Source organism: Pseudomonas sp. Z1-29, from assembly GCF_051131995.1.
In the GTDB taxonomy this organism is placed as follows: domain Bacteria; phylum Pseudomonadota; class Gammaproteobacteria; order Pseudomonadales; family Pseudomonadaceae; genus Aquipseudomonas.
On the sequence record NZ_CP071645.1, the window covers coordinates 3267075 to 3285980 of the forward strand.

The window sequence follows — 18906 nt, forward strand, 5'->3', positions numbered from 1 at the left end:
GCTCATTCCTCTTTGAAGGCCGCCAGCAAGCGTTCGCGCAAGGGTTTCATCAGGTAATTCATCAAGGTCCGTTCACCGGTCACCACGGTGACGTCGGCAAGCATGCCGGGGCGCACCAGCAGCCCGGCGCTCTGCAGCGAAACGACGGTGTCGGCGGGAATCTCGACCTTGGCGGAGAAATATGGCTGGTGGGTCTGCTGGTCGATCAACTGGTCCGCCGACACGGTGGTGATCGTGCCGGTTACCGTCGGCGTGTCCACCCGTTGCAACGCAGTGAAATGCACGTGCACCGGCAGCCCTGGGCTCAGCTTGTTGGCCATCAGCGGATCAAAACGCGCGGTGATCGCCATCGGCGCATCCAGCGGCACCACCTGCATCAGCGTCTGCCCGGCCTGGGCGACGCCGCCGACCGTATGGATCGACACGTCCATGACCTGCCCCGCCACCGGCGCGCGGATCGCCCCGTTATCCACCTCAAACTGCAAGGCGCGGATCTGATCGGCATAACCGGCGGCCTCGGCCGAGACCTCGCTGAGTTGGGTTTCGGCATCGCGCCGGAATTCCTGCTGCGCCTGCAAGGCCTTGAGCCGGCTTTCGTTGATTGCCTGGCGCGTGCGGCCGACATCGCCAATGCCGGAAGCGATCTGCCCGGCCAGTTGCGCCGCGTTGCGCTCGGCCTCGAAGAGTTTGTTGCGCGGCACGTAGCCTTCCCGAGCCAATTCGCGCAAACCTTCAAGCTCTTGCTGCTGAAAACGCATCTGCGCGTCGTAGTTGCGCTTGACCCCTTCATAGCCCTGCAACTGTTGCTGCAAGGCGCCGACTTCATGTTCGATGATCTGCAGGCGGCTGCCCAGTTCGGCACGGCGTGTCAGGAACAGTTGCTTCTGCAGCGCCATGGCCGCCTTGACGCGCGGCTCCTCGGCGCGCTCCAGCAATTGCGCCGGCCAGTGGATTTCATCGGCGCCGAGGCGCTCGGCCATCAAGCGCGCCTCGATGCTGCGGTCATTAAGCAGCTTGCCCAGGGTCACGTCCAACTGCGCTTGGGCCTGCACCGTGTTGAGCTGCACCAGCAACTGGCCCTGGCTGACGCGGTCGCCGTCGCTGACCAGCAGCTTTTCCACGACCCCGCCCACCAGCGATTGCACTGCCTTGCGCTCGCCCGCCACCACCACGGTGCCGCTGCCGACCACACCCTGGTCGAGCGGCGCCAGGCACGCCCAAAGCAGGAAACCGCCCAAGGTCAGGGCCAGGAAGACCACGCCGTAGCGCGCCGCGCCGCCGGCATCGGTACTGGCGTTGGGTAGCGTGTTGCTGCTGAGCACGCTCAAGCCGTGGTCGCCGTGGGCCGGCGTCGCCGGTTTCAAATCACGCATCTTTACCCGCCTCCCGCACGGCCGTCGGCCTTGGGCCTGGCATCAGCGCCTTGAGCACCCGGTCGCGCGGGCCGAACGCCTGCTGGGTACCGTCCTTCAGCACCAGGATGTGATCCACTACCGCCAGAACGTTGGGCCGGTGGGTGATCAACACCACCGTGCTGCCGGCGGCCTTGAGCACACCGATGGCCTGCACCAGCGCGAGTTCGCCGGCTTCGTCGAGGTTGGAATTGGGCTCGTCGAGGACGATCAGCGAAGGGCTGCCATAAAGCGCACGGGCCAGGCCCAGGCGCTGCTTCTGTCCGCCGGACAGGCCAAGCCCGCCGGGGCCCAGCGGCGTGTCGTAGCCCTTGGGGAATCTCAGGATCATTTCGTGAATGCCCGCGTGACGACTGGCGGCGATGATCTTGTCGGCGTCCTGCTCGCCGAAACGGGCGATATTGTCAGCGACACTGCCATCGAACAGTTCGATGTCCTGGGGCAGATAACCGAGGTACGGGCCCAAGGCGTCATGGGACCACTGGCTGATCTCGGCATCGTCCAGCCGCACCGAGCCACCCATGGCCGGCCACACGCCAACCAATGCCCGAGCCAAGGTCGATTTGCCGCTGGCGCTGGGCCCGACCACCGCCAGTACCTCGCCCTTGTCCAGGCTGAAATTGATGCCACGCAGGAGCGGCTGCGTCGCACCCGGCGGCCCCACGTAGAGCTGCTCCAGGCGCACCGCGCCCGTTGGCGGCGGCAATGGCATGCGCAGGCGATCGCGAGGATGTTGCGCGAGCAGCTGGCTCAGACGCTGGTAACTCTGGCGCCCGGCGTTGAATTGCTTCCACGAACCAATGGCGATTTCCACCGGCGCCAGGGCGCGCCCCAGCAACAACGACATGGCAATCATCATGCCCGCCGACAATTGCCCTTCGAGTACCAGCAGCGCCCCCAGCCCCAAGGCCAGGGACTGGCCGGAAATCCGCACGAAACGGGTCGCCGAAGTGATACGCGCACCGCGATCACTGGCATGCGCCTGCGCCGCGATGATCCGTTGCTGCAGCAGGCTCCAGCGCTGGCGCAGCGGCCCGAGCATGCCCAGGGCCTGGATGACCTCGGCATTCTGCAGGGTGCTGTTGACGTAGATCGACGATTGCACGCCCAGCCGATTGGCCTCCCCCAGGCGCGTGCGGGTCGCCAGCTCGCCCCACAGTGCCAGGCCGACCAGCAACGCTGCGAGGATCAGGGTCAGCACGCCGAACCAGGGGTGGATGATGAACGCCACCAGCAGGAAAATCGGCAACCACGGTGCATCGAGCAAGGCGATCAGCCCCTGGCCGGTAATCAGTTGGCGCAGGGTGGCCAGGTCACTCAGCACCTGCGCCGGGTTGGCGTTGTGCTCGCGCAGGCTGCGGGCGAACGCTGCATCGAAAATCCGCTCGCCCAAGGCATCGTCCAGCCCGGCGCTCATGCGGATCATCACTTCGCCACGCACCCACTCGATCAACGCACTGAACATGAACAGCCCGAGAGCGATCAAGGTGAGCATGAACAGCGTGGTTTCGTTGCGACTGGTGAGGACCCGATCGTAGACCTGCATCATGTACAGCGATGGCACCAGCACCAGCAGATTGATCACGCCGCTGAAGAGGGCCAGCGACCAGAATACCCGGCGATAACTCAACAAAGCGGCGCCGATGTCATGCCGAGGATCAAGAAAAAAACCCATAGAGAATCAACCCGCAAAAGGAATAAACGGTCCCGGCGCAATCCATTGCGAGCTATTTGCCTTGAGGCGTCAGAAAAAAAGCGCCATGTAGCTGACATTGTCGCCATCGGTGGCGAACGTCGGTGCTACGGGCGCCAAGTACTGACAACGTAAGCAAGGGTTAGTTGCCGGGGGGAGTTTGGGGTTTTTTAGGCGATCAGTAAAGGAAGGGGCTGCTGCGCAGCCCAGCGGGAGCAAGCTCCCTCGCCACGGGAATGTCTTAGGCCGAGGGTCTATGGAGGCTAGCCGAGGAAACCGCCTCTTCAGGCTGCGGAGATTGCCGCGAAGTCACCAGGCCGACAAAGGAAATGACCAAGGCCAGGCCTAGGGTGGTGCTCACTTCGCTGCGGTGCTCGGGAGTCACCATCATCACCGCCAGGGCCGCGCAGATAAACACGATCACCGCCCAGGTGAGCCAGGGAAACAGCCACATGCGAAAGCCCAGCTCGACGCCTTGGCGAAGCAGCTTGCGGCGCATACGCAACTGGGACACAGCGATCGCCAGGTACACCAGCAAGGCGATGGCGCCGGAGCTGGCGAGCAGGAACTGGAACAACCCGGCCGGCATGAAGTAGCTGAACAAGGTGATGCCCAAGCCCAGTACCGTACTGGCTATCACCGCTGCCCGGGGCACGCCAGCGGACGAAGTCACTTCCACCACCCTCGGCGCATCACCACGCCGGCCGAGGGAATAGAGCATGCGTGAAGCAATGTAGATGGAGGAGTTCATGCAACTGGCCACGGCAATCAATACCACCACGTCCACCATGAATTTGGCGTGGGGAATGTTCATCAACTCCAGCGCCCGCTGGTAGGAGCCCACCGAGGCCAGGAGCGGATCGTCCCAGGGCACCACGGAAATCACCACGAAGATCGACAGCAGATAAAACACGCCGATGCGCCAGATCACCGAGCGCGTGGCCTTGGCGATGTTCTGTGCCGGGTTGCTGGATTCGGCGGCGGCAATCGTCACCGCCTCCGTACCAATGAAACTGAACATGATGGTGATGAAGGCCCCGACCACGGCGGACAAGCCATTGGGCGCGAACCCGCCGTGTTCCTCCATCAAGCGACTCAAGCCGCTGGCTTCGCGCTCGGGAATCCAGCCCATCAGCACGGCGAATCCCAGGGAGATGAAACCGATGATCGCGATCACCTTGGCCATGGCGAACCAGAACTCGAACTCGCCGTATTTGGACACGCTGAACAGATTGGTCACGGCCAGGGCAATGATCGACACCGAGGCAAACAGCCAGGCATCAACGGAGGGAAACCACTGGTTGAGTACATGACCCGCGGCGAGCGCCTCGATGGGAATCACCAGCACCCAGAACCACCAGTACAACCAACCGATGGTGAAGCCTGCCCAGCGCCCGATCGCCTGGTCGGCGTAGGTGGAGAACGAGCCGGTGTCTGGCCGGGCTACCGCCATTTCGCCAAGCATGCGCATGACGAGCACCACCAGCAGACCGGAAAAAAGATAAGCCAACATGACGGCCGGACCGGCAGCGGCGATCGCATGGCCCGAGCCGACAAACAGGCCGGCGCCGATGATCCCGGCGATTGAAAGCATGGTGACGTGACGAGGCTTGAAGCCCTGCGCCAAGTGGCCGTTCGAATCCTTGAAGCTCGGGCTGGTCATGGTTTTTTATTCTCTTGTCGACATTGTGGCGTGTCGAGGGACCGTCGGTGCTGCTGGTTTCGCTCCTCCTCAAAGCGGCACACCCTGGATGTCTGATCCGTCCCTCGCGAATTGGGCTCTGCAGTAAAGTTGAGCCACGTTACCCGCCTACACTCCCGATTTAGTTACCTGTGAGCGCCGCCTTTTTGCCTGATCTCGCCAAACCCGGTCCTGCGTAGAGGCTCTGCGGCTGACGACGAAGGCGGCTCATCGCCTTAAGCATATAACTCTATGTTATTTGTTTTATTTTTTTTAGATCATTTAGATTAAGCCTTAAGCCCAATGGCTTCGCACGGTGATACCACCAAGGAGCGTTGGTCCTCACCCAATCATCACCGCACTCTCATAAACGGGCCACCGTCATGCAGCTTCTTACGCTTCCTCCCTCCCCCGGCCTGGCTACCTCGATCCGCGCCACGGCCCAAGTGTTCGCCGATCCCAGCTCCCAGGCACTGCTGACGCACTTGCAGCAAGTCGCGCCCAGTGACGCCAGCGTGTTGATCATTGGCCAGACCGGTACTGGCAAGGAGCTGGTCGCCCGCCACGTCCATAACCTCAGTGCTCGACGCGACAAACCGTTCGTGGCGGTGAACTGCGGGGCGTTTTCCGAGACGCTGGTGGAGGCCGAATTGTTCGGCCATGAAAAAGGCGCGTTCACCGGCGCCTTGACCGCCAAGGCCGGGTGGTTCGAAGAAGCCGACGGCGGCACGCTGTTCCTCGATGAAATCGGTGACCTGCCATTGCCGATCCAGGTCAAGCTTCTGCGCGTTCTACAAGAGCGTGAAGTGGTCCGCCTCGGCTCGCGCAAGCCCATCAGGATCAATGTGCGGGTGCTGGCGGCCACCAACGTGCAACTGGAAAAAGCCATCAACGCCGGGCATTTTCGCGAAGACCTGTATTACCGACTGAGTGTGGTCAGCCTGGTGCTCAAGCCGTTGCGCGAGCGTCCCGGCGACATCCTCCCGCTGATTCGCCATTTCATCGCCGAGTACAGCCGCAGGCTCGGTCATGGCGAGGTGACGCTGGATGCCCAGGCCCAGCGCAAACTGCTCGACTACTCGTGGCCGGGAAATATTCGCGAACTGGAAAACGTCATCCATCACACCTTGCTGATCTGCCGCAACAAGGTGATCGGCGTGCAGGACCTGCACCTGTCGAACTTTCGCATCGAGCGCCAGGACGCGTCCCAGGACAACACGCCGCAAACCACCGAGGCACTGCTGGAAAAAGCCTTCGAGCAACTGCTTGAGCAAGCGCACGGCGATGTCTATGAAAAAGTCGAAGCTGCCCTGCTGCGCACCGCCTACCGCTACGCCAGTTGCAACCAGGTCCACACCGCAAGCCTGTTGGGCCTGAGCCGCAACGTCACCCGCAGCCTGCTGATCCGGATCGGCGAGCTGGTGGTCAACAAACGGCGCCCGGCGCTGAGTACGCGCGATGGTCGGGTGGTCAACCTTTCAACCTGAGCCAACGTTCACCTGTGGCGAGGGAGCTTGCTCCCGCTGGGCTGCGAAGCAGCCCCAACCTGTCGCTGTGATGTCAGATCCACTCAATCAGCTGCATTGGGGGCGCTATGCGCCCCAGCGGGAGCAAGCTCCCTCGCCACGGGTTCGCTGTCTGGACGAAAGGCCATCACCACGCCGGGCGGCTTTCGCAAAAGCGACCCAAGTCGTCAGGATTCCTTGCTGCAATCGCGCGGCGTGATGCCTTTGTCCTTGGCGTATTGCTGCGAAGACGCTTCGATGATCGGCCGCAGCAACGCGCGGTCGGCCTGCACCCAGTCACTGATCAGCTTCCACTGCGTGCCGTCCCACTGCTGGAAGCGCACCGCGCCGCCGCCCTCGTGGTCCGAGCAGGACAATTGCAACGGCTGCACCAACCCCAGCGCCCCCAGCTCCTTGAGACGTGCATCATCGAGCTTGAGATTCTCGAAGCCCCACCGAACCTGCTCGCCGGTCAACGGTTGCTGGCCGAACTTCTGCTGGGCAATGCGCAGCGCCTCGACGTTGAGGATGCCGTTGACCACGCCCAGGTTGTAATACACCGTGCCGAAACGCTTGGGGTCCGCCAGGTCGCCATGGCCGGCGTCGACCACGTCCTTCTTGATGCCTTGCAGCACCGGGAAACCGGTGCCCGACGGGTGCGTGGTGATCGCGATGAAACCCTTGGCCGCAGCACCGGCAGGCGCGGCGTCATCCTCGGAGTTGCTCCAGATGTTGCCGATGATGTGATCGGCCGGGAACCCGACTTTCTGCGCGGTTTTCAGCGCCACCGGGTTCATCACACCCCAGCCGCGCAGGATTACCCAGTCAGGTTTTTCCCGACGGATATTCAACCACTGCGACTGTTGCTCGTTGCCCGGATGCGGCACTTCGAGCAAGGTCAGCGCAAAACCGTATTTATCCGCCAGGGTCTGCAACACCTTGTTGGTTTCCTTGCCGTACGGCGAGCCGTGGTACAGGGTGACGATCTTCAGGCCCCTGAGTTTGTCCAGCCCACCGGCGCGCTGGCCGATGTAGTTGATGATCGCCGACACCTCGGAGTACGGGTTCAATTGCAGCGGGAAGACATAGGGAAACACGCTTCCATCGGTGGAGTCGGTGCGGCCGTGGTTGATGGTGATCAGCGGCAGTTTGTCGGCGGTGGAGCGCTCCAGCGTGGCGTAGGCGATGCCCACTGACAGCGGGTTGGTCGCAGCCGCCGGTGTGCCATTCAAACCTTTCTTCAGGCGCTCGTAGCACTCGACGCCCTTCTCTACCACGTACTCGGTTTCGCATTCGCTCCAGGTCAGCTTCACCCCGTTCACGCCGCCGTTGGCGTTGACGTACTTGAGGTAGTCGATGAAGCCACCAAAAAAACCCGTACCGCCGGCCGCATAGGGACCGACGCGATAGCTTTGCAGCGGGAAATATTGCTCGTTGTCCGCCTGCACGGTGAACGCGGCGGCGGTGAGGCTCAGGGCCAGTGCGAGGGTGCTGGCGAATGATCGTTTGAACATCGGATTTTCCTTGTTATGGAGCCATAGAGAAATCAACGGTGGCGCTGTTCAGTAGCGCAGCGGCCACAGCCGCGCACGCTGGCGAAGTCGTTGCCAGAGGCGCGCAAGGCCCTCCGGTTCCTTGATCAGGAACAGGATGATCAGCGCGCCGAAAAACATTTTTTGCAGGTTTTCCACCTGGCCGGCATCGATCAGCCCGCCGGGCAGCAGCGACACCAGGTTGGAAAGCAGCACCGGAAACAGCACGATGAAGGCCGCCCCGAGGAAGTTGCCCAGCAAGCTGCCGAGCCCGCCGATAATGATGATGAACAGGATCTGGAATGAGCGATTGAGATCGAAGCCATGGGGTTCGACGGTGCCCAGATAGGCGAAGGCCCAGAGCGCGCCGGCCACGCCGAGGTAAAAGCCGCTGATGGCAAAGGCCAGCAGCTTGGTTTTCGCCAGAGGAATGCCGATCACCGCCGCGGCCGTGTCCATGTCGCGCACGGCCATCCACTGGCGGCCCAATTCGCTGCGCACCAGGTTCTTGCCCAGCCAGAACAGCGCCACCACCACCGTCAGGGTCAACAGATAACGGCCGGCCGGCGCGTCCAGGTTCACGCCGAAAATATCCAGGCGCGGCGCGCTGACCACCCCCGACGCGCTGTCGTTGGAAAACCAGCCAAAGCGGGTCAGCGTCCAGATCACGAAGAACTGCGCCGCCAATGTCGAGACCAGCAGATAGAAGCCCTTGATGCGCAGGCTCGGCAGGCCGAACAGGAGCGACACCAGCGCCGCCGTCAGCCCGCCCAAGGCAATGCTGAACAACAACGGCAAACCGCCGACACGCACTTCAAGGTTGTAGGTGGCGAACGCCCCCACGGCCATGAACGCCGCAGAACCCAGGGACAACTGCCCGGCGTAACCGGTGAGCAGATTGAGCCCCAACCCGGCCAGGGACAGCACCAGAAACGGAATCAATATCGCGCTGAGCCAGTAGTCATTGCCCAGCCATGGCACCACGACGAATGCAACCAGCAGCAGCGCCGCCAGCCCGTGGCGATCCTGGCGCAAGGCAAAGACCCGGCGGTCCTCGGCATAACGGGTGTTGAACTGACCTGCTTCTCGATAAAACATGCTGCTCTCCTAGACCCGTTCGATGGCGCGTTCGCCAAACAGCCCGGCCGGACGCACCAGCAGGAACAGCAGCGCCAGCGCGTAGGGAAACCAGTTTTCGATGCCACTGCCGATGAACGGCCCGAGATATACCTCCGCCAATTTTTCCGAAGCGCCGATGATCAGCCCGCCGACAATCGCCCCGCTGATCGAGGTGAACCCGCCAATGATCAACACCGGCAAGGCCTTGAGCACCACCAGCGACAACGAGAACTGCACGCCCAGGCGAGCGCCCCAGAGCAGGCCGGCGACCAGCCCGACGAACCCCGCCACCGTCCACACCACGACCCAGACCCGCTGCAAGCGAATACCCACGGCCAGCGCCGCCAGCGGGTCATCCGCCACGGCTCGTAGCGCCAGGCCCAAGCGGGTCTTGTTGAACAGCCAGGACAGCAGCGCCACCAGTGACGCGGCGGTCAGCGCGGCGAAAATGTCGAACTGCGACAACAGCATCCCGCCCAGCTCCAGCGGTTCATCACTGATGCCCAAGTCCAGGCCATGCACCTGGGCACCCCACAACGCCTGGGCGAAACCTTCGATGACATAGGAAAGCCCAAGGGTGGCCATGAACAGCGTGATCGGCGATCGATTGACCAACGGGCGCAACACCACACGCTCCACTGCCACGGCGATCAGCAGCATCGCCACCAGGCTGATGAGAAACGCCAGCCAGAACGGCACGCCGCGCTCCAGCAGGCTGACGAAGGTCAGCGCCGAGAACAGCACCATCGCGCCCTGGGCGAAGTTGAACACCCCGGAGGCCTTGTAGATCAGCACAAAACCGATGGCCACCAAGGCGTACATCACCCCGGCCAGCAGCCCGCCAATCAATACTTCAAAGAAAAATTCCATAGCGTTTCCTGTTTTGCGGGCGCAGCTTGCCGACCCTTCCTGACGGAAAGGCGTCGCATTGCAAAAAATCAGTGTCGAGTGCCGAGGTAAGCCGAAATGACCTCGGGGTTCTGCCGTACCACATCCGGGGCGCCGTCGCCGATCTTGCGACCGTAATCGAGCACCACCACGTGGTCGCTGATGTTCATGACCACGCCGATGTCGTGCTCGATCAACACCACCGTAGTGCCCAGCTCACGGTTGATGTCGACAATGAATCGGCTCATCAGCTGTTTCTCCTCGGCGTTCATGCCCGCCATGGGCTCGTCGAGAAGCAACAACCGCGGCTCCGCCGCCAGGGCGCGGGCCAGCTCCACGCGCTTCTGCAAACCGTAAGGCAAGGTGCCCACCCATGCGTCGCGCCACGGCTGCAAACGCAAGAACTCGATGACCCGCTCGGCCGCTTCGCGCTGGCTGTCGTCCTCCTTACCGGCCCGCCCGATACGCAACACCTGCTCAATCCAGGTGCTGCGACGCTTGAGGTTGCGCCCGGTGAGCACGTTGTCGAGCACGCTCATGCCCTTGAACAGCGCGATGTTCTGGAACGTCCGGGCGACGCCCCGCACCGCCACGTCGTGGGCGCGCATGCCGCGGCGCTCGCGATTCTCGAAACGTATGCGCCCTTGCTGGGGTTGGTAGACCCCGCTGATGATGTTGAGCAATGAACTCTTGCCGGCGCCGTTGGGGCCGATCAAGGCGCAGATCTCGCCGGCGGCAACGCTGAAGCTGATGTCGGTGATCGCTTTGACGCCTTTGAACGACAGCGAAATGTTGTCCAGCTCGAGGAGCTGCGTGGCGGCCGTTCGGGTCATGTGGTCGCCTCCTTCCAGGCGCGTTGTGATTGGCGTTCGTCCCGTTCATTGGTAGTGGGGGCCAATGAAATCGTCGGCACCTCCCAATGGGCCGCACCCTCCCACTGGCGGACGTTGATACCCAAGGTGTCAAAAAATGCCTGGGTCTCAGGCTTTAGCGCATCACCCACCAGCAGCGGTGCATGGATTCGTGAAAACCCAAGCACGTCGCGCAGAGGCCGGCGCACCAGCCAATGACCGATGAACCTTCGCAACGGCCCCGGACGTGCCGCCAGGGCCCAATCCACCAGTCTGCGTGCCCCATCGCCCGGTGCCGGCAGGCGCTCCAGCACATAGCCGTGCAGACGCTCGTAGGTTTCCGGGGTGCCGGCCACCAGCGTCGGGCCCAGCTCACGTCGGTCGCGGTCACGGGTCGCCAGGTTTTCCGGGAAGTTCAAGCGGAAACCGGCGATCAGCCAGGGCGCGAGCAGATACCGCGCCTGGCCGCCCGAGGCGAAACCGCGCGCCGCCAACGCTTCCTCCTGCCGTCGCAGTCCTTCGCGCTGTACCAGTTGCTGCCCGTGTTGCAACAGCTCGGCGTGGCTGATGCATTGTTGCTCGATGGCTTGTGGCCCCCGGCGATAGAAAACGAACGCCGTTTGCTGCGCATGTGCCAGCGGGACGCGTTCATCGAGCGTCCTCGCCTCGATCAACGTGGCGTAATCCAGCGCCTGATCAAACGCGACCGAGCCTGACAGTCCGCGCTTGTCCAGATAGATCACCACGCGGGGGGCCAACTGCGCCGCGCCTAGACGCGACAATTCTTCGTGCCCCTCGGCCAGCACAAAATCCGGCTGCAATTCGCCGAGCAGTTCGACCTGCCCCGCGACTCCGTCCAACGGATCGAACAGGCTCGCCGCACCACCCAGCCATTGCGCCGCCAACGCCGCCACGATCGCCTGTGGTGTCGGGCGACTGATGATCGTCAGGGTCGCGCTCACCGAGAATCCCCGAGCTTGCAGGGCACTCGCCAGGCGCTGCACCTCATCGGCCAGCTGCCGCCAGGTCCGCACCTGCCAGACACCCAGGTGCTTGTGGCGCAGGGCGACGTCCGTACCGTGCCCCAGCGCCTGTCGATGCAGCCAATGGGGCAACGTGTCGAAGGTTTCAGTGAGCGTGCCCATGCTGCCTCCCCGCCTAAGCGACCGCCGCCGTCTTGACCGTCAATTTCCCCTGCTCCAGCTCACGCACCAGCGGCAGGACCCGCTTGCCGAAATACTCGACTTCCTCCTGGAAATGCAGGAACGCGGCCAGTACCAGGTCCACTCCCACGGCTTTCAAGGCGACGATGCGCTCGGCAATCTGCTGGGGTGTGCCGATCAGGTTGGTCTTGAAACCGTCGTTGTATTGCACCAAGTCTTCGAAGCTGGACTTGGCCCAGTTACCCTCGCCTTCGGGGCTGGCCTTGCCGGCCTGTTTTGCCGCGTCGCCAAAAGCGTTGACGGCTTCCGGGTCGGCCTGGTCGATGATCTGGGCCAGCACCGCGCGGGCCTCTTCCTCGGTATCGCGGGCAATGATGAAGGCGTTCACGCCGACCTTCACCTTGTGGTTGTTGGCCGCCGCTTTGGTCCGCAGGTCATCGACCTGAGCCTTGACCCCTTCCACTGTGTTGCCGTTGGTGAAGTACCAGTCGGAGACCCGCGCAGCCATGTCCCGCGCCGCCCGTGAGCTGCCGCCCTGGAAAATTTCCGGATGCTGCTGCAGCGGCTTGGGCTTGAGCGTGTAGTCGCGAAAGCGATAGAAATCACCGGCGAAGGTGTAGTTGTCGGTGGTCCAGATGCCCTTGAGCGTGGTGATGAATTCCTCGGAACGGCGATAGCGTTCATCGTGCTCCAGCCAGGGCTCGCCGATGGCGGTGAATTCGCCCTTGAACCAGCCGGACACCACGTTGATCGCCACGCGGCCGCCAGTGAGCTGATCGATGGTTGCGATCTGCTTGCCCAGCACCGAAGGCGTCCACGGCCCTGGCAAGACCGCCGCGATGACTTTCAGGCGCGTGGTGGCCGCCAGCAACGCGTGACTGAACGCCACCGATTCGTGCTGGTATTCGGCGCCATAACCGGCGGTAAAACGGATCTGGGTCAGGGCATAGTCGAAGCCGGCATCCTCGGCGATCTGCGCCAGCTTGCGGTTGTAATCGATCCCCCAGTCGGTGCGCTGCGGGATTTTGCTGACCACCAGCCCGCCGCTGACATTGGGCACCCAGTAGGCAAACTTGATCGTGTCCTGGCTCATTGCGTGTACTCCCGGCTCGTTGAGATATAGGCGTCGTCGCCTTTGCTCAACGGCTAGAGCAGCAACCGTGCCACTTGGATTTTCCCCTTATTTTCAGTGAGTTAATTCGCCCACTCAGTTTTGCGACTGTCGTGCGGCGAGCAAGCTGCTGGATCGCTGTTGCACAGCCAACACCCGGCGTACTGCCGCGCAAAAGGTGGACTGTTGCCTGTCGAACAGTCGCCGGACAGATTGCTCGCGGGACGACAGCATTTAAGCAGGGAAACCCGGCGAACCCCTTGTTTTGATTGGCTTCGAGCAGCGGCATGGAGCGTGCAATGGCTGTCGGCAACGGCAGGCCTTGGCCTTGCCCGCCCTCTTTTCCTCAGAAGGAACACCGCCATGACCGCACAGCAACAATACCTGCCGCATGTCCTTTCCACCGGCACCCACTACGAAGCCCTGGCCGAGCGCTTCCGGCCGATTTTCGCGCGTATCCAGGCCGGGGCGCTGGAACGCGAACAGACCCGCAGCCTGCCTTTCGAACAGGTGAAATGGCTCAAGGAAGCGGGTTTTGGCGCCGTAAGGGTGCCGGTCGAATATGGTGGCGCCGGCGCCTCGCTGCCGCAATTGTTGCAACTGCTGATCGAACTGGCCGAAGCCGACTCCAACCTGCCCCAGGCGCTGCGCGGGCACTTCGCCTTTGTCGAGGATCGCCTCAACGCCCATGCCACCCGCCCGCAGGACGTCTGGTTCAAGCGCTTCGTCGACGGTGACCTGGTGGGCAACGCCTGGACCGAAATCGGCGCGGTAAAACTTGGCCAGGTCATCACCCGGGTTTCCCGCCAGGGTGACCAATGGGTGGTCAACGGCACCAAGTACTACAGCACCGGCAGCATCTTTGCCGACTGGATCGACCTGTATGCCCAACGCGACGACACCGGCGCCGACGTGATCGCCGCCGTCAGCGTTCATCAGCCGGGCGTCAGGCAAAGCGATGACTGGGATGGTTTCGGTCAACGGACCACGGGCAGCGGCACGTCAGTATTCGAGAACGCCGTGGTAGAAGACGAAAACCTCATCGACTTTTCCACCCGCTTCAAATATCAGACCGCGTTTTACCAGTTGGTATTGCTCGCCGTGCAGACCGGCGCCGGGCGCGCCGCCGTCCGCGACATCAGCGAACAGGTGCGCCAGCGCACGCGGGTGTTCAGCACCGGCAACGCCAGTGAAGTGAGCCAGGATGTGCAAGTCCAGCAAGTGATCGGCAGGGCCTCGGCCCAGGTCTACGCCGCCGAAGCCACCACCCTGCGCGCCGCCGATGCCTCGCAGCGGGCCTATCAAAGTCGCTTCGACCTGGACGCCGAGAAGGAACACACCGCCAACCTCCTCGCCGAACTGGAATCGGCCCAGGCCCAGGTGGTGGTCGCCGACCTGACACTGCGCGCCACCAGCGACCTGTTCAACGCCCTCGGCGCCTCCGCCACCAGCACCAGCAAAGCCCTCGACCGCCACTGGCGTAACGCCCGGACGGCGGCTTCGCACAACCCGCTGATCTACAAGGAACGCATCATCGGCGACTGGGAGATCAACGGGACGGAGCCGCCGTATGTCTGGCAGATTGGTGGGGGGTCTAAGCAGCGCTAGGCGATAGCACCGGACGTAGGAATTTCAGCCAAAGGTGGGTATCGCATGGTCAACACTGCCCACCTCAACGCGTCTATCCCGGGAATCGTGCCGGATGTCCGGGATGAATGCCCAACGTAGCCGGCGTACTCTTCGACTCCTCGCAGATGCGCCTCCCAGCGTGCCTTGTCAAAATTCACCCCAAGGATGATCACGCTACCCGTGGCAACCCTCTCCGCCTGGACCTTGAGCCGGGTCATGTACCAGTAATCCATGGCCGCGCTGTTGAACAGCTTGCCCTGATTGCCGTTGGCAAAAGGCGTCTTGAGTTCGATGAAGTGGAAGCGCTGCCCATCGCTGTCGCGGATCCACAGGTCACATTGCTTGCTGACAATATCCATTTGCGGCCAGTGTTGATCGAGCGCGACCTTGTACTCGACTCCGACGTCCGCCAGCTCGCTGTCGGGACCGCGCAGCCCGCAGGAATGGATCAACCAGAAGTAGAACTCGAACTTCAACCAACCTTCGAATCCGTTGGCCAGGGCGCTGACAGCGCAAGGCAGGTGTTTGCGATCAGCTTCCCATGAGCGCATGAAACTACCAAAGGCTGCCGCCACGTCAGGGATACCGGCCATGGTTACGTCCTGTGAGGGTCGAGTTGACGAAGCCTTACGCAGGCTCCGGTTGTTTACGTTGAGGTACATCAAGCGAGGTACTGACGTGCGCTGTCGACACTAACTGTTCACCCTCCTCAGCGGACAACTTCGCCCAGTGCCTCCCGGAACGCCGATACAGATCAGCATCACGCGGGATCTCGACGCGCTTGAGCAGCCGTTGCTGGTAGCAGCCAAACAGATGCTTGAGAAAAATAGGCGGCATCACGACGTCGGTGCTTGGTACATCGAACGAAATGGCCCTAGTCCATTCTTTTTGAAAAAATGAGCCGAGAAAGATGGACCTGACCTCCTGTGGCTCGCCTATGGAAATCCAGGTCGCCGGGCTTTTACCATCCTGCAATTCGGCCAACCATCTGAACAGCCGACCGCTCTTCACTGGGTAAGGTATCAATGCTCCCGCTTGCAGCTTCGCCGCGAGATGTTCCTCTGATAACCGGTGCGTAATTCGTACCATCGGATTTTGCTGTATCCGTGCCAGGAAAAACTGATTGTCGGCCATGGCCCCCCGGTGGAGCGCCCAATGAAACACCACCAATATGGAGAGGACCACCGCGCCAACGACGTAGTATTCAATAGAAAGCGGGATGTCGACGTAGCGAGGGGAGAAAGTAATGAATACGGCACTGAGGAGAAGCGTAAGCGCAGAATTGCGGAGCTTTTTGTTCACGTTATCGCAACCATGGAATTGGCCGACGATATTACATCGCCACCACCCGACTGGACACCCCTATCCAAGGCTGATGAGTCAATCCAAACCATGACACAGGGTATAACCATGCGCATCGAGCCTTTTACCATTTACATTCCCGAACGGACTCTTGATGACCTGCGCCATCGCCTGCAAAACACTCGACTACCGGTGCCACTGGCCAGCCAGGGCTGGAGCGAAGGCATACACATGGACGTGCTTGGGGAACTTCTTACCCAGTGGTCGACAACCTTCGACTGGCGCGCCCAGGAAGCCGCGCTCAATCGCCTGCCGCAATTTGTCGCCACGCTCGGCGAGCAGCAGGTTCATTTCGTCCATCAGCGCGGCGTCGGGCCCAATCCGATGCCGCTTGTGCTCACCCACGGCTGGCCCGGGTCGTTCATCGAGATGCAGCGCATCATCGAACTGCTGACGGATCCGGCCAGCCATGGCGGCGATCCAGCCGATGCGTTCGATGTGGTGGTGCCGTCCTTGCCCGGCTACACCTTTTCCGCGCCGTTCAAACAGGCGGGTTGCGGGCCTTTCGAGGCGGCGGGTTTGTGGAGCGAGCTGATGACGGGGCTCGGCTATGAGCGGTTCGGAGCCCAGGGCGGCGATGTCGGCGCGGCCGTATCCACCTGGTTGGGCGTGCGTTTCCCCGAGCGACTGACCGGCATCCATCTCAACTACATTCCCGGCGCCTACCGCCCGCCCCTGGGCGAAACCGACCCACCTTTGAGCGAAGAAGAAACCGCTTACCTGCAACGCGCCGCTGCCTTCAGCGAAGCCGAAGGCGCCTATGCGCATATCCAACGGACCAAACCGCAAACCCTGGCCGCGGGCCTCAGCGACTCTCCGGCGGGGTTGCTGGCCTGGATGGGAGAAAAGATTCTTTCGTGGTGCGATACGAGCCCCGCCATCAGTCATGAATGGCTGCTGACCAATGTGACGCTCTATTGGCTGACGAACTGCATCGGTTCGTCGTTTCGCCCGTATGTGGAAGGCAGCAGGCGGCCCCTGCTGTTCAACAGCGGCGAGCGGGTGAAACCACCGCTTGGGGTCGCGCTGTTTCCCAGGGAACTGCCGCTGCCGCCACGCAGTTGGGTGGAGCGTGGCTATAACGTCAAGCGATGGACGCAGATGCCGCGCGGTGGTCACTTTGCTGCGTTGGAGCAGCCGGAGTTGCTGGCGGAGGATATTCGGGCGTTTTTTCGGGATTTGCGATGAGCTAAAAGACCGTCTGCAAATCTTGTAGGAAATGACTACCCGTGGCGTGGGAGCTTGTTCCACCGGGGCGGCGAAGCGGCCTAGGATCGAGGGCTCCATTTCGTCAGACGCTCCGCATCGCCCGGTTTTTCGGCGGCTGCGCCACCGAGCGGGAGCAAGCTCCCTCGCCACGGGTTCGGTGTGCGTCCTACAGGTCGGTTGTGGGGGTTGGGATCGACTTCTATAGTCGGGTCGTCGCTGGCTTTGGCTGGTGACTGGGTTTCGCAGCCCGAGTGAACAATCTGGATACCGTCAAATGATTTCAGGCAAACTTGCCCGTGTTCATTTTATGGCGGTTGCGCGCGGGAGATCTTCGGGTCTGCCGAGTTTTGGATTCGTTCCTCGGTCTGCGAACCCTCGCGCAACTGCCACCCATATGATTCGCAGCAGAAAGGTGGCTATTCTTCCTATCGAATGAGTTCAACCTAATGACCACGAATCAAGCATCTTCCCGCTACACCCCCCTCACCCCGATCGCCACTACCTACCCGGTCCTGCTGATCGACACTCACGCGCCACTGCCCGAGCTCCACGCCTGTGTCAGCGAGCGCCTGCACGCCACGCTCGATTACCTGACGCTGGTGGCCTGCTCCAGCCTGCGCGACTCATCCACCAGTGATATCAACACTCTGACCAACGTTGCCCGGATCCTCGTGCAGGACGTGGCCGACGTGTTCGGCGTCATTGAACGACGCGGTCTGGAAGGTTGATTTAAAACCCGTGGCGAGGGAGCTTGCTCCCGCTGGGCTGCGAAGCAGCCCTAAGTCAGCGACTCAATATCGCCAGGCACACTGCGGTGTCTGATCCAAGGGGTGCCTCGCACCCCAGCGGGGATAAATCCCCTCGCCACAAAGAGCCTCCCACCGGGAGTTACATCAGAGTTCAACAAACGGAGTTAATTACATGGAAGTCGACAACCAGCTGTCCCCCGCGCAATGCACCGGCATGGAAGACATCCGCCGCGAAATCGATGCCCTGGACCAGACTGTCATCAAACTCTTGGGCAAGCGCTTTCAATACGTATTGGCGGCATCGAAGTTCAAGACTTCGGCGACCTCGGTCCGCGCCCCGGAGCGTTTCCAGGCGATGCTGGCAATTAGGCGGCAATGGGCCGAGGCCGAGGACCTCAGCCCGGATGCCATCGAAAAGATGTACAGCGACCTGGTCAATCACTTCATCTCTGAAGAGATGAAACACTGGGCGGCGCAACAATCCAAAGCCTGAGCCATGCACCTGTGGGAGCGAGCTTGCTCGCGATGACGGTGGCAAGTCAGACACTTTCGTCACTGAACGACCGCTATCGCGAGCAAGCTCGCTCCCACACTGGATTTTCGGCGGATATAGATCTCACGGTACACATAGGACCCTGTGGGAGCGAGCCTGCTCGCGAAGGCGTCGGCACATTCAGCATCTTAATTGGCTGACACTCCGCCTTCGCGAGCAGGCTCGCTCCCACAGTTGGATCAGAGTACGACAGCGAGATCCAGGTCGGCTACTAGGCCGCCTCGCGGGGGACGTTGATCTCGGGCGCCCCGTTAACCACGCTGGCTGAACGAAGGTGTTGTGGAGTGGGCAACCCGGCATGGATGCCGGGTTAGCCGCGCTGGGCCAGGGACGGCCCTTCGCGGCGGGCCCACGGAGCAATGCCTTCGTTCAGGCACACCGAGCCCGGGCGAGGTGCCGAGTGGTGGGGCAAAGCGTTTTTGGTTACTTTTGGCGCTCTTCCAAAAGTG

The 18906-nt window shown here is 62.0% G+C and carries 16 protein-coding genes; 5 read left to right on the forward strand and 11 right to left on the reverse strand.

All coding sequences use genetic code 11. The annotated features are described in order from the left end of the window. Positions 1-2 precede the first annotated feature (2 nt). The 3 genes from J3P84_RS14805 to gabP form a co-directional block, all read right to left on the reverse strand. On the reverse strand, positions 3-1373 hold the full coding sequence (locus tag J3P84_RS14805) for an HlyD family type I secretion periplasmic adaptor subunit (protein WP_434623931.1): 1371 nt from the start codon (positions 1371-1373) through the stop codon (positions 3-5). Next, positions 1366-3087 (reverse strand): type I secretion system permease/ATPase, encoded by a 1722-nt coding sequence (locus J3P84_RS14810; protein ID WP_434623933.1) that lies wholly within the window; start codon positions 3085-3087, stop codon positions 1366-1368. The genes J3P84_RS14805 and J3P84_RS14810 overlap by 8 nt, the downstream gene beginning before the upstream one ends. 259 nt (positions 3088-3346) lie before the next feature. Beyond that, positions 3347-4768, reverse strand: a complete 1422-nt coding sequence (gabP, locus tag J3P84_RS14815) for a GABA permease (protein WP_434623935.1) — start codon at positions 4766-4768, stop codon at positions 3347-3349. Between the two features lie 401 nt (positions 4769-5169). Here gabP and J3P84_RS14820 point away from each other — a divergent pair, with 401 nt between their 5' ends. Further along, a complete protein-coding gene (locus J3P84_RS14820; protein WP_434623937.1) occupies positions 5170-6273 on the forward strand; it encodes a sigma-54 interaction domain-containing protein in 1104 nt (367 codons plus the stop codon). A 206-nt stretch (positions 6274-6479) separates the two neighbouring features. Here J3P84_RS14820 and J3P84_RS14825 read toward each other — a convergent pair whose 3' ends face one another. From J3P84_RS14825 to sfnG, 6 genes are all read right to left on the reverse strand, one after another. After that, positions 6480-7805, reverse strand: coding sequence for an ABC transporter substrate-binding protein (locus J3P84_RS14825; RefSeq protein WP_434623939.1), 1326 nt, complete (start codon positions 7803-7805; stop codon positions 6480-6482). A gap of 48 nt (positions 7806-7853) precedes the next feature. After that, positions 7854-8921 carry a branched-chain amino acid ABC transporter permease gene (locus J3P84_RS14830; RefSeq protein WP_434623941.1) on the reverse strand — a complete coding sequence of 356 codons (1068 nt, stop codon included), beginning with the start codon at positions 8919-8921 and terminating at the stop codon, positions 7854-7856. A gap of 9 nt (positions 8922-8930) precedes the next feature. Continuing rightward, positions 8931-9812 carry a branched-chain amino acid ABC transporter permease gene (locus J3P84_RS14835; protein WP_434623943.1) on the reverse strand — a complete coding sequence of 294 codons (882 nt, stop codon included), beginning with the start codon at positions 9810-9812 and terminating at the stop codon, positions 8931-8933. Positions 9813-9880: 68 nt separating this feature from the next. Then, positions 9881-10663, reverse strand: a complete 783-nt coding sequence (locus J3P84_RS14840) for an ABC transporter ATP-binding protein (protein WP_434623945.1) — start codon at positions 10661-10663, stop codon at positions 9881-9883. Next, the gene (locus tag J3P84_RS14845) at positions 10660-11826 is read right to left on the reverse strand and encodes an AMP-binding protein (protein ID WP_434623947.1); all 1167 of its coding nucleotides are present in this window, start codon (positions 11824-11826) and stop codon (positions 10660-10662) included. Before J3P84_RS14845 ends, J3P84_RS14840 begins: the two co-directional genes overlap by 4 nt. Positions 11827-11839: 13 nt before the next feature. Beyond that, positions 11840-12937, reverse strand: coding sequence for a dimethylsulfone monooxygenase SfnG (sfnG, locus tag J3P84_RS14850; protein WP_434604743.1), 1098 nt, complete (start codon positions 12935-12937; stop codon positions 11840-11842). Positions 12938-13318: 381 nt separating this feature from the next. Between sfnG and J3P84_RS14855 the strand changes: the two genes are divergently transcribed. Then, the gene (locus J3P84_RS14855; RefSeq protein ID WP_434623949.1) at positions 13319-14563 is read left to right on the forward strand and encodes an acyl-CoA dehydrogenase family protein; all 1245 of its coding nucleotides are present in this window, start codon (positions 13319-13321) and stop codon (positions 14561-14563) included. Here J3P84_RS14855 and J3P84_RS14860 read toward each other — a convergent pair. Both J3P84_RS14860 and J3P84_RS14865 read right to left on the reverse strand, forming a co-directional pair. Next, positions 14560-15177, reverse strand: coding sequence for a hypothetical protein (locus J3P84_RS14860; RefSeq protein WP_434623951.1), 618 nt, complete (start codon positions 15175-15177; stop codon positions 14560-14562). The two genes, J3P84_RS14855 and J3P84_RS14860, sit on opposite strands and share 4 nt — an antisense overlap. 34 nt (positions 15178-15211) lie before the next feature. Then, positions 15212-15718, reverse strand: a complete 507-nt coding sequence (locus J3P84_RS14865; protein ID WP_434623953.1) for a hypothetical protein — start codon at positions 15716-15718, stop codon at positions 15212-15214. Positions 15719-15739: 21 nt separating this feature from the next. Between J3P84_RS14865 and J3P84_RS14870 the strand changes: the two genes are divergently transcribed. The 3 genes from J3P84_RS14870 to J3P84_RS14880 all read left to right on the forward strand — a co-directional run bounded on the left by J3P84_RS14870 (position 15740) and on the right by J3P84_RS14880 (position 18397). After that, the gene (locus J3P84_RS14870) at positions 15740-17134 is read left to right on the forward strand and encodes an epoxide hydrolase family protein (RefSeq protein ID WP_434623955.1); all 1395 of its coding nucleotides are present in this window, start codon (positions 15740-15742) and stop codon (positions 17132-17134) included. Between the two features lie 467 nt (positions 17135-17601). Then, the gene (locus J3P84_RS14875) at positions 17602-17883 is read left to right on the forward strand and encodes a fructose-bisphosphate aldolase (protein WP_434623957.1); all 282 of its coding nucleotides are present in this window, start codon (positions 17602-17604) and stop codon (positions 17881-17883) included. A 193-nt stretch (positions 17884-18076) separates the two neighbouring features. Next, a complete protein-coding gene (locus tag J3P84_RS14880; protein WP_434623959.1) occupies positions 18077-18397 on the forward strand; it encodes an isochorismate lyase in 321 nt (106 codons plus the stop codon). Positions 18398-18906 lie beyond the last annotated feature (509 nt).